This window comes from Ferroplasma acidiphilum, assembly GCF_002078355.1.
Lineage (GTDB): Archaea > Thermoplasmatota > Thermoplasmata > Thermoplasmatales > Thermoplasmataceae > Ferroplasma > Ferroplasma acidiphilum.
Map to the genome: position 1 here is coordinate 658,553 of NZ_CP015363.1, position 19,304 is coordinate 677,856.

Annotated in this window: 17 protein-coding genes; 11 read left to right on the plus strand and 6 right to left on the minus strand. The window is 38.8% G+C overall.

The features are described 5' to 3' along the window. Genes fad_RS03425 through fad_RS03435 form a run of 3 tightly spaced genes read left to right on the plus strand, consistent with a single transcriptional unit; the run spans position 1 to position 3,023 of the window. A complete protein-coding gene (locus tag fad_RS03425; protein WP_236940625.1) occupies positions 1–1,536 on the plus strand; it encodes a class I adenylate-forming enzyme family protein in 1,536 nt (511 codons plus the stop codon). Continuing rightward, positions 1,533–2,684: a thiolase family protein gene (locus tag fad_RS03430; protein ID WP_081141805.1), complete on the plus strand. Its 1,152-nt coding sequence runs from the start codon at positions 1,533–1,535 to the stop codon at positions 2,682–2,684. The genes fad_RS03425 and fad_RS03430 overlap by 4 nt, the downstream gene beginning before the upstream one ends. Further along, on the plus strand, positions 2,685–3,023 hold the full coding sequence (locus tag fad_RS03435; RefSeq protein ID WP_081141806.1) for a Zn-ribbon domain-containing OB-fold protein: 339 nt from the start codon (positions 2,685–2,687) through the stop codon (positions 3,021–3,023). It abuts the gene before it with no gap. A gap of 3 nt (positions 3,024–3,026) precedes the next feature. Here the strand turns inward: fad_RS03435 and fad_RS03440 are convergent, their stop codons facing one another. Then, the gene (locus fad_RS03440; protein WP_081141808.1) at positions 3,027–3,899 is read right to left on the minus strand and encodes a dihydrodipicolinate synthase family protein; all 873 of its coding nucleotides are present in this window, start codon (positions 3,897–3,899) and stop codon (positions 3,027–3,029) included. Positions 3,900–4,023: 124 nt separating this feature from the next. Here fad_RS03440 and acnA point away from each other — a divergent pair, with 124 nt between their 5' ends. Then, positions 4,024–6,537 carry an aconitate hydratase AcnA gene (gene acnA / locus fad_RS03445; RefSeq protein ID WP_081141809.1) on the plus strand — a complete coding sequence of 838 codons (2,514 nt, stop codon included), beginning with the start codon at positions 4,024–4,026 and terminating at the stop codon, positions 6,535–6,537. A 7-nt stretch (positions 6,538–6,544) separates the two neighbouring features. On the opposite strand, the gene fad_RS03450 is transcribed toward acnA, so the two are convergent. Both fad_RS03450 and fad_RS03455 read right to left on the minus strand, forming a co-directional pair. Next, positions 6,545–7,012 (minus strand): GNAT family N-acetyltransferase, encoded by a 468-nt coding sequence (locus tag fad_RS03450; protein ID WP_081141811.1) that lies wholly within the window; start codon positions 7,010–7,012, stop codon positions 6,545–6,547. Between the two features lie 10 nt (positions 7,013–7,022). Further along, on the minus strand, positions 7,023–8,330 hold the full coding sequence (locus fad_RS03455; RefSeq protein WP_081141812.1) for an NAD(P)-dependent malic enzyme: 1,308 nt from the start codon (positions 8,328–8,330) through the stop codon (positions 7,023–7,025). 136 nt (positions 8,331–8,466) lie between these two features. Between fad_RS03455 and fad_RS03460 the strand changes: the two genes are divergently transcribed. Together fad_RS03460 and fad_RS03465 are read left to right on the plus strand one after the other, a co-directional pair. Further along, the gene (locus tag fad_RS03460; protein WP_081141814.1) at positions 8,467–9,357 is read left to right on the plus strand and encodes a 2-hydroxyacid dehydrogenase; all 891 of its coding nucleotides are present in this window, start codon (positions 8,467–8,469) and stop codon (positions 9,355–9,357) included. A 350-nt stretch (positions 9,358–9,707) separates the two neighbouring features. After that, entirely contained in the window at positions 9,708–11,018 is a 1,311-nt protein-coding gene (locus tag fad_RS03465) for a DEAD/DEAH box helicase (protein ID WP_155951100.1), read from the plus strand. 47 nt (positions 11,019–11,065) lie between these two features. Here the strand turns inward: fad_RS03465 and fad_RS03470 are convergent, their stop codons facing one another. From fad_RS03470 to fad_RS03480, 3 genes are all read right to left on the minus strand, one after another. Next, positions 11,066–11,380 (minus strand): hypothetical protein, encoded by a 315-nt coding sequence (locus tag fad_RS03470; RefSeq protein ID WP_081141817.1) that lies wholly within the window; start codon positions 11,378–11,380, stop codon positions 11,066–11,068. A 106-nt stretch (positions 11,381–11,486) separates the two neighbouring features. After that, positions 11,487–12,863: a transposase gene (locus fad_RS03475; RefSeq protein ID WP_081141818.1), complete on the minus strand. Its 1,377-nt coding sequence runs from the start codon at positions 12,861–12,863 to the stop codon at positions 11,487–11,489. A gap of 125 nt (positions 12,864–12,988) precedes the next feature. Then, positions 12,989–13,801, minus strand: coding sequence for an aldo/keto reductase (locus tag fad_RS03480; RefSeq protein WP_081141820.1), 813 nt, complete (start codon positions 13,799–13,801; stop codon positions 12,989–12,991). Positions 13,802–13,991: 190 nt separating this feature from the next. Here fad_RS03480 and sucC point away from each other — a divergent pair, with 190 nt between their 5' ends. The 5 genes from sucC to fad_RS03505 all read left to right on the plus strand — a co-directional run bounded on the left by sucC (position 13,992) and on the right by fad_RS03505 (position 19,260). Then, positions 13,992–15,092, plus strand: coding sequence for an ADP-forming succinate--CoA ligase subunit beta (gene sucC / locus fad_RS03485; protein WP_081141821.1), 1,101 nt, complete (start codon positions 13,992–13,994; stop codon positions 15,090–15,092). A gap of 1 nt (position 15,093) precedes the next feature. After that, positions 15,094–15,948, plus strand: a complete 855-nt coding sequence (gene sucD, locus fad_RS03490) for a succinate--CoA ligase subunit alpha (protein WP_081141823.1) — start codon at positions 15,094–15,096, stop codon at positions 15,946–15,948. A 44-nt stretch (positions 15,949–15,992) separates the two neighbouring features. Further along, entirely contained in the window at positions 15,993–16,277 is a 285-nt protein-coding gene (locus fad_RS03495) for a hypothetical protein (protein WP_081141824.1), read from the plus strand. Positions 16,278–16,400: 123 nt separating this feature from the next. After that, positions 16,401–18,299 carry a 2-oxoacid:ferredoxin oxidoreductase subunit alpha gene (locus tag fad_RS03500; RefSeq protein ID WP_081141834.1) on the plus strand — a complete coding sequence of 633 codons (1,899 nt, stop codon included), beginning with the start codon at positions 16,401–16,403 and terminating at the stop codon, positions 18,297–18,299. Positions 18,300–18,309: 10 nt separating this feature from the next. Beyond that, positions 18,310–19,260, plus strand: a complete 951-nt coding sequence (locus tag fad_RS03505) for a 2-oxoacid:ferredoxin oxidoreductase subunit beta (RefSeq protein WP_081143149.1) — start codon at positions 18,310–18,312, stop codon at positions 19,258–19,260. Positions 19,261–19,304 lie beyond the last annotated feature (44 nt).

Below are 19,304 nucleotides of genomic sequence, written 5' to 3' on the forward strand. Positions count from 1 at the left end.
ATGGTCGAGGTACTTGAAGATTCAAAAAGAAGCGATCCATTTATCACATATTTTAAGAATATTATGACCTATGGAGAATTTGAAGGATATTCAAATGCCGTTGCTGTAGAGTTTTCTATGTATTGCGATCCGGGTGACATTATAGCAATAATAGCAGAAAATATACCTCAGTTCCCCATAGTGCAATACGCGTCATGGAAAAATTCCTGCATTTTTGTGCCATTGAGCCCTCTGGATTCTGAGAATGAAATTACAGGGAAAATTAAGTTCATAGATGCAAGGGTGGTAGTAATCAGCAGTGAATTCAGGGAGAAATTTTCCAGCTTGATGGAGATACAGAGCCTCCATGTCTTATATACAGACCCACAGACTTTCGGGAAACTTCCGGATAATATGGCAGAAAAGTACATCACAGGAATAATGAAAGAAGAATTAAACCTTCGACTCAAGAAAGAATTCAAGGGATATTATCCGGAACCAGGGAGTATAGCAATGCTTGTATTTACCTCCGGTACATCAGGCAGGCAGAAGGCTGCTGAGATAACCCATAGCAATATATATTCAGCTTCGTATATATACCGTGAATGGTATTCGGTACAACCACAGGACAAAAACCTGTGTATCGCTCCTTTCTTCCACATAACAGGGTTAATTTTTGGCATATCGTTGACAGTGCTTGCCCATTCATCCATGGCATTGACGTACCGGTTTAACGCGGAAAATGCACTGGAAACGGTAGAATCAGAAAAGACAACAATTACTATGTTCGTTGCCACAGCCTACCGGGCTATGATCAATTCATGGTCAAATGTTGATAAAATCAAAACCCGGCTCTCATCCATGAGGCTATGGTCGGCAGGCGGAATGCCCATGCCCTATAAAACTGAAATAGAATGGAAAGAAATGTCAGGTAAGTGGATATATATGGCATATGGATTAACTGAGAGCACTTCTCCAGTAGCACTATGGGAATACCCATATACAGACAATATCCCATTATATAATGGCATAGTTACAGCTGGCAAACCGGCAAACTATACACGCATAGTCAGGGCAAGGGGTGGTGAACTGGTAGTTTCAGGGCCACAGGTTATAAGAAGGTACTATAAGAATCCGGAAGACACGGAAAAGGCATCCGGGAAATACGGGCTGAAAACAGGTGACATATGCTATATTGATAGCAATGGATATATCTATATAATTGACCGGAAGAAAGACCTTATAGATGTATCCGGGTATAAGGTAGTTCCTGCTGAGGTTGAAAATGCAATAAGAACCTGTGATCAAGTTGAAGATGTTGTAGTTGTTGGAGAAAATGATGAATATAAAGGTGAAGTCCCTGTTGCGTATGTTAAATTGTCTACAATCCCAGATAACTACGAAGAAATGAAGAAAAATATTTACGGCGTATGTAAAAAAGAACTGGCAAGATATAAGGTGCCTGCACGGATAATCTTTGTAAGGGACATGCCATTGAACGCATCTGGAAAGATTAAACGGTCAGGAATACATTCTGTAGAGGTGGTTTATCAATGATAAGGGGTTTTTCAGAAGCTATATACAAAAATTATGATGGGACAGCATATGAAATAATGAATGAGGCGCTAAATAAATCACTTTCCATGGCTGGATTGGAGAGAAAAGATATTGATGGCTTTATGACAACATTTCTCCCAGGTGTCTTTGATGGAAATGTATACATGCATTTTTTTCCGGACCAGATATGCAATTATCTTGGAATTAAGCCAAAATATATAGATTCCATGGAGTATGGTGGGCCATCAGTGCTTTCCGCATTCTGGAGGGCTGAACACATTATAAAATCAGGGGTGGCTGAAAATATTCTGCTCCTGTTTGGGGGCAAAGGGTCAGCAGTAAGGAAAAAGAAACAGACAGTGGATTCCATTGAAAACCTTTATTCTGACATTACCAACACACCTTATAAGCCCCTGCTGTCAGGATATAATTATACAAATCCAGTTTCGGATTACGCATTGTTAGCTCAACGCCACATGAAAATATACGGGACAACAGATGAACAGAGGGCATCACTCATAGTCAAACAGAGGGAAAATGCTAACAGGTCAGGGTATTCAATGTTTACCGGCTCCATTACTGTTGAGGATGTACTTGGCTCTCCTATTATCTCATCTCCACTGCACCTGCTGGAAATAGTTTATCCTGTAGATGGATTCCACGCATTTATTGTGTCAAAAAATTCAGGTAAGCTAAGGGAAATCAGTATACTAAAATATGGAGAAGCACACCAGTCGGCACTTCCTCCAGAAATAGATGATATAACTATCACTCCTGCAGCTGAAAGTTCATCCAGCTTCCGAGGCGACATTAAAAAATGCGATTTCTATGAACTTTACGATTCATTCAGCATTACGGTAATGATACAGCTTGAGAACACAGGCATTGTGCCTCCTGGTAAATCAGGTGAATTTCTGGAAAAAAATTCCATATCTGTTAATGGAGATTTTCCATTGAACACCGGAGGCGGAAGCCTGAACCGTGGGCAACCTGCATATATGAGCGGGAGTGTATTGCTTTATGAGGCACTATTGCAGATGAACGGAATGGCAGGGAGAAACCAGGTTAAAACTCCTGACAAAGCTTTCATAAATGGAATGGGCGGATGGGCAAGAAACCATTCAGTCTCAATGATACTGGGTGAGTAAATGAAATTGGATGAAATCTATGAGGAATATAATAAACATTTTTCCATAGGAATATTGCCATACACTAAATGCATGAATTGTGGGAAGGTATACTATTATCCAAGGGACAGTTGCCCTGTATGTGGAAAAGGAGACCTGAAAATTATGCAGTCTACAGGACACGGCACAGTATACAGCTACACAAAATTCAATAATGGTTTCTATGGAATAATATCGTTCAGCGAGGGGTTCCGTGCATATATGGATATTTCCGGCAATAATCCCGGGATTGGAATGGAAGTAGAGATAAAATTTAAGAAAATAAAGGATAATTTACTGCCCTATGCGGAATTAAGATAAATTTTAAGGTTTAAAATTATATTTTTTGAATGCTTCATTCATTTCCTTTTCCAGTGAATTCCTTTCCTCTTTGCTTAATTTGAAGAATGGCTCACGGGGGTTTCCAGCATCTATCCCTGTCATAATTTCTACCATATCATAAATAGAAGAAATTGTTCCATATTTCCTTGATAGGTCTGCAAGCTCATTCAATAAGAACTGATACCTGTCGCCATCCTTATTATCATAGTTTTCTATTATTTTATTTATTATTTTATATCCATAATTTGAGGCACCGGATACAAAGCCGTCGAGTCCGAGCCTGTATGCAGAAAGTATATACTGGTCAGGCCCCGTATACACTTTGAAATCCTGGACATACATTTTTGTATTGAGTATATCATTCATATTGAACGTTGTTTCTTTTATTCCTATTACATCTCCCCCGGCTTTCTTTATGTCGTTAACCATGTCATAGGTAATATTATATCCTGTTGTATCCGGATAGTTATATATTATTGTTGGATATTCTGAAGAGAGTTTTGTGTAATATTTTATGAGCCACTCCCTTTTCATTCCTGTGAAATAGTACGGTGGAAGTGCTGCAACTGCATGTATTTTATATTTTTTAGCCTCTCTTGCCAGATATATTGAATCCTCCAGATTCAGGGAGCCAACCTGTAGTATAACATGGTCAGGAATATGGGCAAAGGCATCCAGGAGGTCATGTTTCTCACCTGAAGCCATAGATGGGCCAAGCCCGGTGGTTCCTGCAGGAAATAAATATTTCATGCCGCCCTTGAGAACATCCTCCCCGTGCCTTACAGCTTTATCTTTATCTACCTTATTATCCGTAAATGGAGTTATAATCGGTGTAATAGAATCCAATTTTTGCATAATAATGTAAATCTATTTAGCTATATAACATTTCCACTGGCTACCTTTATCGAAACAAAAAATTAAAAGTAAATGACTTACTCCCGGATAAAAATCTTAAAATATCATCTTGGCTTTACAATTCATGGAAATACAATATAAGAATATGAATATTAACGAGCGGAACCTGAAATATTTTCCGCTTGCACAACTTGCAGGTAAATATGATATTGAAAATCTGCCATATTCACTTAAAATTTTGCTTGAAAACGTTTTGAGGAACTATGACGGTGTTGATATTGATGAACGTTCAATTGAAAACATAGCCAGGATGAAATCAGGGTCAGAGATGGCATTCAAGCCTTCTAGGGTTGTTTTTCAGGATTACACGGGTGTTCCAATACTGGTGGACCTGGCAGCTATGAGGGAATACTACAAAGAAAATAAATTAAATGCCGATGACGTAAACCCTGCAACAAAATCAGACCTCGTAATTGACCATTCCATAATTGTAGATTCTTTCAGGGGAGAGGAGCCTATAATATTAAACATGAAGGATGAATTTGAAAGAAATGTAGAACGCTACGATTTTCTTAAATGGTCCCAGCAATCATTCAAAAATGTGAGGATTGTTCCCCCGGGACATGGAATTGTACACCAGATTAATTTAGAGTATTTATCCTCTGTAGCCGTTATAGAAAAGGATGAAATATTCCCTGAAAGCCTTATCGGTGCAGATTCACATACAACCATGATAGGTGGCATTGGAGTCCTGGGATGGGGAGTAGGAGGGCTTGAAGCTGAAGCTTCCATGCTCAATGAACCCTACTTCATGAATGTGCCAGATGTTATTGGCGTTAACATAAAAGGATCTATGCCGACAGGAGTTACACCCACAGATGTTGTATTGTATATCACAAAAACACTGAGGTCAAAAAACGTTGTCGGGAAATTCGTTGAATTCTATGGAAATATATCTGAACTCACTGCACAGGACAGGGCAACCATATCAAACATGGCTCCTGAATATGGCGCAACAATAGGTTATTTCCCCGTTGATTCCGAAACACTTAAGTATTTAAAAGGGACAAACCGCAGCACTGAATCTGTTGAAAAATACTTTAAGGAGCAGGGATTATTTTATAATGGGCCAAAAAAATACACGGATACTGTTGAAATTGACCTTTCAAAAATCAAAAGTGCAGTTGCCGGGCCGAAAAATCCTGATGAGCTTATCAATATAGAGGATTTAAAGGGAAAAATAGAAGACCTGTTAAAGGAGGGCAATGATGGAAAACTTGTCAAAAACGGTGCTGTTGTGCTATCAGCAATTACCAGCTGTACAAACACATCAGACCCATTCGTGCTTCTTGGAGCCGGGCTGATCGCAAAGAAGGCTATTGAGCATAACCTTACCGTGGCTAACACAATAAAAATCAGCCTTGCACCAGGATCAAAGGTTGTAACAGAATACCTGGAAAAAGCCGGGCTTATGAAATACCTGAACAGGCTTGGATTTGAACTTGTAGGATACGGATGCACAACATGCATAGGAAATGCAGGGCCTTTAATTCCTGAAGTACAGGACGATATGCTGAAAAACAATGTCAAGACATTTGCAGTCCTGAGCGGAAACAGAAACTTCGAGGGAAGAATAAATCCCTATATAGCCGGTGCTTTTCTTGCATCACCCATGCTGGTAGTGGCATTTGCCATAGCAGGGAAAATGAATATTGACCTCATAAATGAACCGATAGGCAATGATAATGGAAAACCGGTATACCTGAAAGATTTATGGCCAACAAACGATGAAATAAAAGAATATTTCCACCTTGCCATGGACCCTGAAGTTTATAAGAAGGAATACGGAGATGTTTTCAAGGGGGACAATAACTGGGAATCCATGAAATCGAGCAAGGGGCTTCTATTCGATTTCAAAGAAGATTCCTCATACATTAAAATGCCACCATGGATGTATATGGAGCCGGTTACTGACATTAAGAATGGAGGGATACTTGCAGTATTCGGCGATAAAATAACAACAGACCACATATCTCCGGCAGGGCCAATAGCAAAGGACTCTGTTGCAGGAAAATACCTTGCATCAATGGGGATAACCGAAATGAATACATTCGGCGCCCGCCGTGGGAACCATGAGGTAATGCTACGTGGCGGTTTTTCCAATACAAAGATAAGAAACCTTATGGTTAGCCATACAGGTGGCAACACCATCTATTATCCGGATGGGCAGGAAATGAGCATATACGATGCAGCAATGAAATACATGAAAAATAAAACTCCCCTGGTTATATTCGCAGGCAAGCAATACGGGTCAGGAAGCTCCAGGGATTGGGCTGCCAAGGTAACTGCGCTTCTTGGAGTCAAGGCAGTGGTTGCGGAAAGCTTTGAAAGAATACACAGGAGCAATCTTGTGGATATGGGCATAGTTCCGGTTCAGGTTGATAAGCTGCCCGATCTGAAAGGAGATGAGGTAGTTAACATAGATGGAATAAATAATATTTCCATAGGAAAGGAATTGAATATTTCCATTAACGGAAAAACACTTAAGGGGAAAGCCCTGATAAACACAAATGCAGAATTGAACTACGTTAAAACCGGAAACATTCTGAAGTACATTGCCTTATCTGCAAAAAAGTAAAAATTTTTTAATTTATTTTTGAGTATATTTTTATTAATTCCTTAAAATCAATGCTTTCATAGAATTTTGACGCCAGGAGGTTGAGTGACGGGAATTCGGCGCTGACCATTTTTATATTTCTCTGTGCAGCAACTTCCTTCAATTTCTCTATCAATTTCATCCCGATGCCCTTTGCCCTGAATTCAGGCATAACATAAAATTCCCTTATTCTGGCTTCGTACTTCGGGTCGTAATAGATTCTGAATATTATATCGGAAGTTATCATCCCGATAACCCTGTTTCCTTCCTCGGCCACGAGATTTATATGGTTATCTTTATCTTCAATAATCCTGATTATTTTTTCAGATATTTCCTTCTCATTCCCCTCAGACACTTTTAGAAGAGGATCGAATTCCTCATTCAGATGTTTTAATCTCAAAAGCTGCTCCATTACCATTTCCACATCCTTTTTCTCCATTAATCTTATATTTACCATATTTAATCACCTATAAATCGAATAATTTGTTATACACCTTTCTATTGTTATTTATAATTTCAGACGCTTCCCTGTAAAAACCTTCTGTGGAGTCTGATTTCCTGGCAAGCCCCGATTCAACGCATTTTCTAGCTACAATGGATGCAACCCTCGGAAACAGGTCAAAATCTTCCATAGATGGCACTATATGGTCTTCAGTGGGATTTTCTATGAAGTCAGCAATTGCATAGGAAGCAGCAACCATAATGCCGAAATTTACTCCTTTAGCCCTTGCATCAAGCACCCCACGGAAAACTCCAGGAAACACCATGCTATTATTTATCTGATTGGGGAAATCACTTCTTCCAGTTGCCACAATCCTTGCGCCTGCTTTCTTTGCATCACCTGGCCATATTTCAGGTAATGGGTTAGCCAGTGCAAATATTACCGGGTCTCTGTTCATGGATTTGATCCATTCATCTTTTATAGTCCCTGGAACAGAAACTGAGGCAGATATAACCACGTCAGCCCCCTTAAATGCATTTGCAGGATCACCCTTCACCCTTTCCTTATTGGTTTCCAGGGCTATTTTATATTTCCACGGGTTTTTAAACATAAGGGCATCAATATCCTGCCTGTCAGGTTCTATAATTCCCTTTGAATCTATGGCTATTATATTTCCCTTGTCGAATCCAGCAGCACCGAATAAATAAATAGCGGCAATGTTGGCTGCTCCAGCTCCATTGAAAACTATTTTTACATCCTCTTTCTTCTTATTCAGTATTCTCAGTGCATTTATAACGCCTGCAAGGATGATTGATGCAGTTCCGAGCTGGTCATCATGCCATACCGGTATATCCATTGATTTCTGCAGGCTTTCCAGAAGGAAAAAGCATCTTGGTGATTGTATATCTTCTAAATTGTACCCTCCAAAATATGGCTGTATTGCCTTTGCCGCTGTAATAAATTCTTCATTGTTATTTACAACCAGTGGTATGGGAATAGCGTTGACGCCGCCTAAATAATTGAAAAGCAGGGCTTTTCCTTCCATAACCGGAATGGATGCCTCAGGGCCGACATTGCCTATTCCAAGGACTCTCGTGCCATCTGTAAGAATAGCTACAGAATTCCATTTTCCTGTTAACTCATATACCAGTTCTTTATCGGCCTGTATTTTCTTGGATACTGCAGCAATACCCGGAGTGTATAAGGATGAAAAATCCCCCATTCCCGTGATTGGCACCTTTGACAGTGTCCTGATTTTACCCCTGTATTTTTTTGAGATTTCTATGGCAGTTTTGTCAAAGTATTCTGTTCTCTCAGAATCTTTCATTATCATAAAAATATATATAAGTTGGTTATTAAAACTTTACGCATAAATCAGAATTCATATTACTGCAATTGCCGATTATATTCTAATACACAGTAACTGCCTATACCGGTAAACTATTAATAATAATGCTATATTGGCTATTATGATAATCAGCCTTCAGGTTAAATTTGCAGCAATGGATATACCGGATGACTTTCTGAAGATGATGGAAGAGAAGACCGGTTGCAAAATAGTTAAGGGATTTTCGGATGATGCCGATATAGTTGTATTTGCCGGGAAACCAGAACCCGGGAAAAAAACTGTATTTATGCAGAGTATTTCTGCCGGGGTAAACCATCTGGATTTTAGAAATATAGATAAAAAAATTGTAATATGCAGCAACGCAGATGCATGGTCAATTCCGGTTGCCGAACATGCTATGGCATTAATACTGGCTAAATATAAAAATATCTGTGAATCAAATACGGCTATAAGAAATGGAACTTATAACAGGAAACTATCAGAGTCAATATATGGACAGACTATTGGAATAATGGGATATGGCGGCATAGGAAGGGAGGTTGCCATTCGCGCTAAGGCATTTGGGATGCATACCATCGGCTTCGGAAGGACAGAAAAGAAAGACCCTGCACTGGATGTTTTTTCCATGGAAAGTGAATATGTTGCTAAAAATTCTGATGTAATACTCATAAGCCTGCCCTTGAATAAACATACAAGGGGAATGATAGATTATAAATTCCTTTCATCGGTTAAGGGAAATATTATAGTCAACGTAGGCAGGTCTGAAATAGTAAACATGGATGATATGATTAAGTTCCTTGAGGAAAATAAAAATAAATGGTTCTTAACAGATGTATGGTGGGGCGAGCCGGAAATCAAAGGAGAAATTCCGGAAAATGTTATAATTACACCACATGTTGCTGGACTTGCCAGAAATTTTATGCAGGTTCCTGTGGAAAAAGCATTTGAAAATGTTGTAGCATACATACATGGGAATCCCGGTAACATAGTTAACAGAAATGACTACATTTGATGCTATATATTAAGGAAAAAATTTTCTATTTAAATAACTGTGATAGCACAACCAGGCCAGACCACAACTGCATATTTCTACGTTGAACATAATATTATAAGCAAAGCCAATAAAGGTTCCGGATATATTATATACATCTGGAAAAGCACCTGTTGCCTGTGAAAAAGATGGCAATATCAAATATACTGTGTAACGGAAATACAGTACTATCTCAATGAGAAAGCTTCCATATGCGGGAGTCAATATGATTATATAGTTAAGTCGAACTATATCCTTACGGGATAAACCATTTTAAAAATTAAATAATTAAGTATATATCGTAATATACTATATCTTATAAAGTGTTAAAATTGTCTAGTTTTGAAAATATGGATATATCAGAAAATTTAAGGAAATCATTAGGCTTAATGAAGTTTACGGAACCAACAGAAATCCAGGAAAAAGCAATTCCTGTAGTATTGACGGGAAAGGATGTTATTATACGTTCTAAAACAGGTTCAGGTAAAACAGCGGCATATCTACTGCCTGTGTTGAACTCGGTAGAAAAGTTAAAGGGTAAAGGTGTAAAAGCAATAATTATATTGCCAACAAGGGAACTGGCGCTTCAGACCCACAGGGTTGCCTCAAGGCTCGGAAAAATTTCAGGAATAAAATCAACAATTGTATATGGTGGAGCATCCATAATAAGGCAGGTTGAGGAACTTCCTGGTTCAGATATCGTGATCGGGACACCCGGAAGAATACTGGATTTATACAACCAGAAATACCTTAAACTTGACCATGTCAAGTATCTGGTACTTGATGAAGCGGACCTTATGCTTGATATGGGATTCATAGATGACATAAAGAAAATTATCTCATTTACCCCGGAAGGCAGGCAAACTATATTGCTATCTGCAACATTGCCTGCAGAGGTTAAAACAATAGCAAACCATTTCATGAATAACCCTGAGTTTGTAGATGCAGGTGGGGATGAAGCTATACCATCATCAATAAAACACCTTTACACTGTATCTGAGAAGTTTGACAAATTCTCAACTCTTATGTCCTACATACACAGTTATAATTCCAGAAAAGCTATAGTATTTGTGAAGACACAGAGATCCGGTGACCTTTTAAATCTAATACTCTCAAGATCAGGATTCAATAATGTGCTGATCCATGGTGGAATGAAGCAGCATGCCCGTGAGAGGTCTATAGCGGATTTCAGGCACATAGATTCAGGGATACTTGTTGCAACAAACGTGGCTGCAAGGGGGCTTGACATTCCAAATATTACAGATATAATCAACTTTGATGCGCCGGAGAGTACTGAAACATACGCACACCGTGTTGGCAGGTCAGGAAGAATGGGCAAGGATGGAAGGGCAATGACAATATTCGATCCCAGCCAGAAAAGCCTTATCCAGAGCATACAGAGAAGAAACAGGATAAAAATGGAGAAAATAAACATAGACCTTGAAACAGAGTACACCGATATCAATTACGGCAAATTAATCGCACAGTTCCGTGATAATGAAGAAAACGCCCCTGAACCGGATTACCATAGCCGTGGCAGAAGGCCATCAGGCGGCAGGGATAGGAGGCCATCTTCCCGCAGGGAAACAGGAAGCAGGCCAGGAAGAAGCAGTGGAAACTACCGCAGAAGAGAACATCAATAATTAATGCAGCCAATGGCATATTCCATTGCCCTGATTTAATATTATTTTCAATAAATTGACTTTTCAGGGTCTTTTTCTATATTTACATTAACATTGCGTATTTCTCTCCATGAAAAATTTTTTCTTACCCTTAAGTTGTTATGCAAATAAACTCCTGAGAAAAACAGGTTTCCTTTATCGTTATATTTTATGGACATTATGGATAGAAATTTATATTCTTCCCGATCTGTGTAAACGTTGACGGTAAAATCATAAAGAAATGCATATGCGAGTGTCTTTTTTATATCTTCCAACTCCATGCTGGACCGGCTGTCAGATTCTTCAAGCTTTCCTTCCCTGAAGGATATGGATGCAATTATCATTTCGGTCAATTTATTGATTGAAACATATTATATATATTTATTTTAACCTGAAATCATAGATTCTTTTCCAGGTATTTTATATCATCTTCATTTAAACCTTAACTCTTCATTTTTTACGTAATATGTCCAGGTCTACCCCTAATTTTGATATGAGTTCCTTTGCCTTCTTCGGTATTTCGCTTACCATCTCAGTTTTCCCTGTACTGTATATTTTTATCCTGGAAAGAATGAGTAGAATATCCCTCACACTGTATTTTCCATCTATCGTGTTAAGTACCTGGAAATGCAGGTAAAGTGAGAGTAAATTCAAAAACATGTAGGATGAAAGCATGTGATCATCTCGGATATATGATCTATCTGCTTCAAGGTCATTCTTGTATACATTGAAAGCGTATTCAACATATTCACGTTCTTTGTACAATCTGTATATCCGTTCCGGTTCATCAATAATATCGGATAAAAGGTAAAGCTTTCCAAAATCACCGGAATGATCGTAGTATGATGATTTTGACCTGATATTGTCATGGATTCTTATGAGGTAGTCCCTCTCCTCCTCTGATTTCAGGACAGGGTCTTCGAATACATATACACCATTCTCAGGCTTCCAGTACTTCACAGGCTTTCCATTGTACATGAAAACATTAAGGAAATCACCGCTTTCCGGTATAATGGAAGAATTCCTCCTCAATGGTATGATGTAGCTAAGATGCCTCCTCTTCAGCTTTTTAATATTGTCTGCGGAGAAGAAGCCCTTATCTGCTACTATAACGCATCTTTCCACGCCTGCTATGTCTATTGTATTTGCCATAGCTGATACATCCCTTATTGAGCCTGGAAGTATCCTTATGAATGTGGGTACAGTCCTTGTTGATGAGAACAGCATCATTACATTGATCTGTGGAAGGTGTATCTCCTTTGAATTATGGCCAGGCTCAAGGAATGATATGTTCTCTGACCTGGAGAATATTGCTGTTGAATCCATTAAAACATACTCGCCCTTTTCTGTGAGCTTTCTCATTACTGCTACCATGCCTTCCTGTGGCAGTGATGACAGCATTCCTGAAATGGACCCGGGAGACATGGATTCATTATACATTCTTGAAAGGTATGTTTTCTCATATAGATACCTTAAGGACTTCATTGGTAGCGGCTGTATATCCCTGAGTATTACATATATTATTATCCTCTCATACATATATGGAAATACCTGCTTCAGTACCGGGAGTATTGTCTTCCCTGCTATTCCATACAACAATGCAATATTTCCATATTCATAGTCCCCACTTATGCCTGAAACATCGCTTTTCTTTATTATTCCAGCAGGTGTTACAACCCCAAGGTATTTCCCTGTCACTTTCTTTGCCCTTTTTAGATCCTTATCATACCTGCTTGATGATTCATATGCATAATACCTGTCACCGAACCTCCTTATCTCTATCCCCTTCCCCTTATGTTTCAATACCCAATCTGGCATATTATTCATATAACGTATATATACGTAATATGTATATAAATATTTCTCTAATCAAATGTGGTAATAAACCCGGTAAAACACTAACTTACTATTACATAGATGGAGAGAGAAAATGTGACATATAACGTAAAAAACTAAGAGTTAAGGTTTAAAAGAATATCTGAATTCTTTGCATTCTGCAAAACGTGGGCCCTGTTCGAAGCCCTTGGAATAGGAAATACATTCTGATTCCTGCTTATGAGGTATGCAAGCGCTATATTGGCATTGGGAACGTCCCCTATAGTTTTTCTTACATGGTCAAAATACTTATTAAATTGTGGTTGCGTTACCTTCCCATGCCCCAGGGGAAAATATGCCATTACAGCTATATGATTTTTATTGCAATAATCTATCATGGCTTTCTGGCTGTTTCTATGGAAGACATTATAATTTATCTGGATCGATGTTATTTCATATTTTGAGAGTATTCCCTGTGCACGCTTTAAAAGGTTTAGTGTGAAATTGCTTACGCCTATATGCCTCATCTTTCCTGTATCTATCATCTTCTCCATGGTACGCATAGTTTTTTTAAGGTCTACTGCAGGATTTGGAAAATGTATCTGGTATAAATCAATATAATCTGTATCAAGATTTTTAAGGCTACGGTTCAGGGCCTTTTCAAGGGATTTCGGTGATAGGTGTGTGGGGAATACCTTTGTAGCTATGAATAATTCATCCCTTTTGTACGATTTTATTGCTGTTCCAACAAGTTTCTCTGTACGGTACAACTCTGCTGTATCAATGAGGTTAATCCCGTTGTCTATTCCTGCCCTGTATGCATCTATTTTCTGATCTTTGCCAGAATATATGCCCAGGTATGTTTTGAATATCCATCGCATATCGTAGTATGTGCCCATGCCGATCGTTGAGGTTTTGAACGACGTGTTGCCGAATTCCCTGTATATCATCGTTCTCCTAATGCTAATTCTTATTTAAATATGTTATCATTTAAAATATTACATACTTTGAAAATAAAGTCGGGTAGCTGTTGAATGGCATAAAAATAAAAAAATTTAGAAAATCCGGCTATAATTGCCATTAAACTTATTCCCTGAAAAATAATATTATATATCCTTTATTAATGTATAATAGATTTCAATGAATCTTTATGAATACATGGGTAAGGAAATATTCAAAAAATACGGAATACCGGTACCCGACGGATATGTAATAGAAAATGTTGGAGAGTTAAGAAAGTTCGAATATCCTGTGGCTATTAAATCACAGATTCTTTCAGGGAAAAGAGGCAAAGCAGGCGGTATTAAATTCGCCAGGAACAGCAATGAATTATCAGAGTTTTCGGACAAGCTGTTGAATTCTACCATAAATAATCTTACGGTAAAGAAATTGCTCATAGAGCGTATGCTTAACATTAAAAAGGAAATATACCTGAGCATTACACTAGATCGTGCAACAAAAGAGCCTGTCATAATTCTATCGGCAGATGGTGGAATGGAAATAGAGAGCGTTCCGGAAGAAAACATCCATAAAATACACATAGACCCGATGGTAGGGTATTCTGATTATATAGCAAGGGAAGCCCTTTCCTATATTCCTGTTGAGAATAAAAAACAGTTCAGCAACCTTCTCTCTTCACTATACAAAGCTTTTGTGGGTGAGGATGCACTGCTTACCGAGATAAATCCGCTGGTAATAGATTCAGAAAATAACATAATAGCAGGAGATTCAAAAGTAATAATAGATGACAATGCCCTGTACAGGCATAAGGATTATATGATAACAGATCCGGACAAAACTGCTCTGGAAAATGAAGCAGCATCAAAGAGCTTTACCTTTATAGAAATGGATGGTGACATAGGCGTTATAGCAAACGGTGCAGGATTAACAATGGCAACCATGGACTCTTTAACGCTGCACAAACTTAAGCCAAGAAACTTCCTTGATCTTGGGGGTACAGACAATATTGAAATTGTTGAAGATGCATTTTCATTTGTAATGCGTGCCAGGCCGAAATTGATATTTGTCAATATATTTGGCGGTGTAACAAAGGCAGATACGGTAGCAAATGGAATAGTTTCATCAAAAAAGAAATTTGATATAAAGCAGCCTATAGTTGTCAGGCTCAGCGGTGTGCATGAAGAGGAAGGGCAGAAAATTCTTCTTGAAAGCGGTATAAAAGCTTTCACCAACATGACAGATGCTGTAAAAGAATTATCCCGTATACAGGGGGTTGAATAAAATGGTTATAATAAGCAAGGAAACAAAGGTAATAGTCCAGGGAATGACAGGACATCAGGGAGCATTCCATTCAGGCGAAATGATAAAGTTCGGCACAAATGTTGTAGCCGGCGTTTCTCCGGGAAAAGCCGGAACAAAAGTCAACGGTGTAGATGTTTACAATAATGTGGCAGACACACTGGATCTGAAGCCAGATGCTTCGATGATATCTGTTCCGGCTCCATTTGTAAAGGATGCTGCCCTGGAAGCAATAGAAAATGGCATAAAATTAATATACATACTTACAGAACATGTGCCGGTACACGATACAATGGAACTTTACCATGAGGCAAGGAGAAAGGGTGTTTTCATGATAGGGCCAAATAGCCCAGGAATAACAGTTGCCGGGCAGGCTAAAATAGGGATCATGCCAAATAATATATTCCGCGTAGGGGATGTAGCTGTAGCTTCAAGAAGCGGGACGCTTACATATGAAATAGTTAAGGCGGTTACAGATGCAGGATTCGGTGAAAGCACAGTAATAGGCCTTGGAGGAGACCCGATAATTGGAACAACTTTCTCAGATATAATTAAAATATTCAACGAAGACCCGCAGACAAAGCAGATTGTCCTTGTTGGTGAAATCGGGGGAAGCGAGGAGGAAAAGGCAGCAGAATATATCAAAAAATATGTAAAGAAACCGGTAACAGGGTATATAACAGGAATCAGCGCCCCACCAGGAAAGAAGATGGGCCATGCAGGTGCAATTATAGAGAAAGGCACAGGAACTGCAGATTCTAAAATCAAAGCATTTAAAGATGCCGGAATAAAAGTTGCCAATTATCCTGATGACATACCATCATTGTTGCAGAAATAATTGGAAATATGTTATATTTATATATTTTGATTTAATTTCATTTTATGAAACCAAATATTAATTTTGAAACACTGAAAAATTATGTAATGGAAAATTCATCATACAGGCTTTACACCGATGGAGATAAATTCGACCTTCATTTTGTACCGAATGCACCTGAAGCTGAAGCGCATTTTCCGGAAGGAGAATCTGTAGAGCACGTAATGTATGGATACATAGAAGATGGTGTAGCTTATTTTACTAAATTCGTAACCATATCTGCATTTGGCAAGACAGAAATGGACATGATAGACGACGATCCCGTCATGGAATGGTTAAAATATATATAAAAAATTCAATTTATCTACAGAAAAATCAGATTTTTGTAATAAAAAAAGTACCTATTTAAAATTTCATACTTATAATCCGATGATAAAGTTTTTAAATTAAATTAGGCTTATCATAGGATAACAATGCAGGAAACTGATATCAATCTTCTTGTGGGAGGTCCACAAGGCGGAGGAATAGATAGTGCTGCAAATATGATTAGTATGGCATTTTCATTGGCCGGCTATAATATTTACGGGATAAGGGAATTCCATTCCAATATTAAAGGAAGGCATAGCTACATACATTTTAGAATAAAGCACGAAAGGCCAAAATCACTGAAATATCCGGTGGATATAATGGTGGCTCTTGATCCGGATACATTATTTGAACACATGTTCGATGTTGCAAAGGGATCAAGAGTGGTATATGATTCAGCTTTTAACGGATTTAATCTGAAAAATGCCAGAATGATCACATCTGATACACTTGGCAGAATTGAGGAAGAACTTTCATCAAGAAATCTTACCTATGATGTACAGGGAGTTCTGGATTATTTTAAAAAGACAGGCATTGATGTAATTGCAATACCATTCGATAAACTCATAAATGAGAATGTCCACGGTGGGCCGGCAAACCGGTATTATAATACTTTGGGAGCCGGGACAACACTTGCATTGCTTGGACTTGACATATACCATGCAAATGATGGTATTAAATTCGCTTTTAAGAAGAAGCCGAAAGTAATTGAGTCCAATATAAATGTAATAAAGGCTGCATATGATTATGTGGAGAATTCATCAATTAAGGTTGAAACACTTCCAACATATCCAGCACCTCCAAGAATGCTGTTAACCGGCAACGATTCAACAGCTCTTGGCAAGTTGATGGGTGGATTAAGATTCCAGACATATTACCCGATTACACCTGCCAGTGATGAAAGCACATTGCTGGAAAGCCATGAAGAGATGAAATTCCTTGAAACCGCTGGAAAAGACCTGAAAAAAGCAGGTTTAGTAGTAGTACAGTGCGAAGATGAACTTTCAGCAATAAACATGGCAAATGGTGCAGCATTAACAGGCACCAGAACTGCAACAGCAACATCCGGGCCAGGTTTCTCATTGATGGCAGAGGGTATAGGCTATGCAGGAATGACAGAAATACCTGTTGTGATTACATTTTACCAGCGTGGCGGGCCATCAACCGGTTTGCCAACCAGGAACGGGCAGGCAGATTTACTGTTCGCGTTGAACACAGGCCATGGTGAATTCCCGAAGATAGTCATGTCATCCGGCGATATGGAAGAATGCATATACGATGGGATGAAGTCTTTAAATTATGCACAGAGGTACCAGATGCCGGTTATACATATGATAGACAAAACCCTTGCAAATACAATGGATCTTGTGCCAGAAATAGATGTTAAAAAGGTAAAGATTGTAAAATACAATGAAAACACAGACCATGAAAACTTTAAAAGGTATTCCTTAAATACTGAGGACGGCATATCTCCATACGGAGTATTCGGAAAGGATATATTCTGGATGACTGGCGATGAGCATGATGAGCTTGGCCATGTTACAGAGGATACAAAAATGAGAGATAGAATGATGGAAAAGAGGATGCAGAAACTCATTACAGCAGACAATGAGATACCTCTTGAAGACAAGGTCGTACTTTACGGTGATAAAAATGCAGATATAACATATATTACATGGGGAAGCCAGAAAAGCTTGCTGCTTGACGCAATAGACGAGCTCAAGAAGCAGGGCGTATCAGCTAACCTCTTATACCTGAGAATGTTCGAGCCTTTCCCTGCAGAATATGTTGAGAAGGTACTGAAAAATTCCCATCTTATAATAGATGTTGAAAGCAATATGACTGCACAGGCTGCAAAGGTAATAAGAATGAATACCGGCATAAAAATAGAAAATTTCATTTTGAAATATAATGGCAGGCATATGACCCTGGACGAAATTTTAAGGTCAACAAAGAATATAATGGAAAAGAAACCAGCCCTGGAAGTACTCCAGGAAGGTTCATAAGGTGGTAAAAATGCAAAAAAGCGTATCAGATAAGGGTAGTGGTTACAACTTCAGGAACAATATAACAATAGATTGGTGCCCTGGATGTGGTGACTTTGGTATAGTAAGTGCGGTAACACAGGCTTTGTCAGCTATGAAAATGGATCCTCAAGATGTTGTAGCAGTATCCGGTATAGGATGCTCTGGAAAAACACCCCACTATCTAAACATAGCCGGAACACATACCCTTCACGGAAGGGCAATTCCATATGCAGTGGGTGTAAAACTCGCCAATCCAAACCTTAACGTACTCGTTATGGGCGGCGATGGAGACCTGCTCAGTATCGGAGCCGGCCATTTTGTAGGTGAAGGAAGGAGAAACTCAGGAGTAAAAGTCTTACTGTACAATAATTCAGTATACGGATTAACAAAAGGACAGGCAGCACCAACACTCCCGCTGGGAGAAAAGGTAAAAAGCCTTCCAAGGCCAAACATATTGGGAAAAATTAATCCTATTACGCTTGCAATGGCATCAGGATACTCATTTGTTGCAAGGGCGTTCTCATCAGAGATAAAGCAGCTTTCAGAATTAATCCAGAGAGCAATAAAACACGAGGGTTCAGCAGTAATAGAAGTGCTTCAGCCATGCCCTACATACAATGATGTTAACACACTTGACTGGTACAGGCAGAGAGTGTACAAACTTGAGGATGACAAATCATGGGACCCTGTTGTTAACAGCAAGGAAGAGGATGAGGCAAAATTCGACAGAGGCTACAGGAAATCTCTGGAATGGGGAGACCACATACCCATTGGAATATTCTATGAGAACAATACAATACCGAGCTATACCAAAAGGCTTGCAGGTGTAATTCCAGATTACCTGAAATACCCGCCCGCATTGCAGGATGTTTCCGATAGGGATGGGTATACAATAGTAGACCCCATAAAGACATTCTCTGAAAACGATATAGAATTATAAAATTAATTTTTTTAATTCCATAAATAAATTTTTTAGAGTGTAAA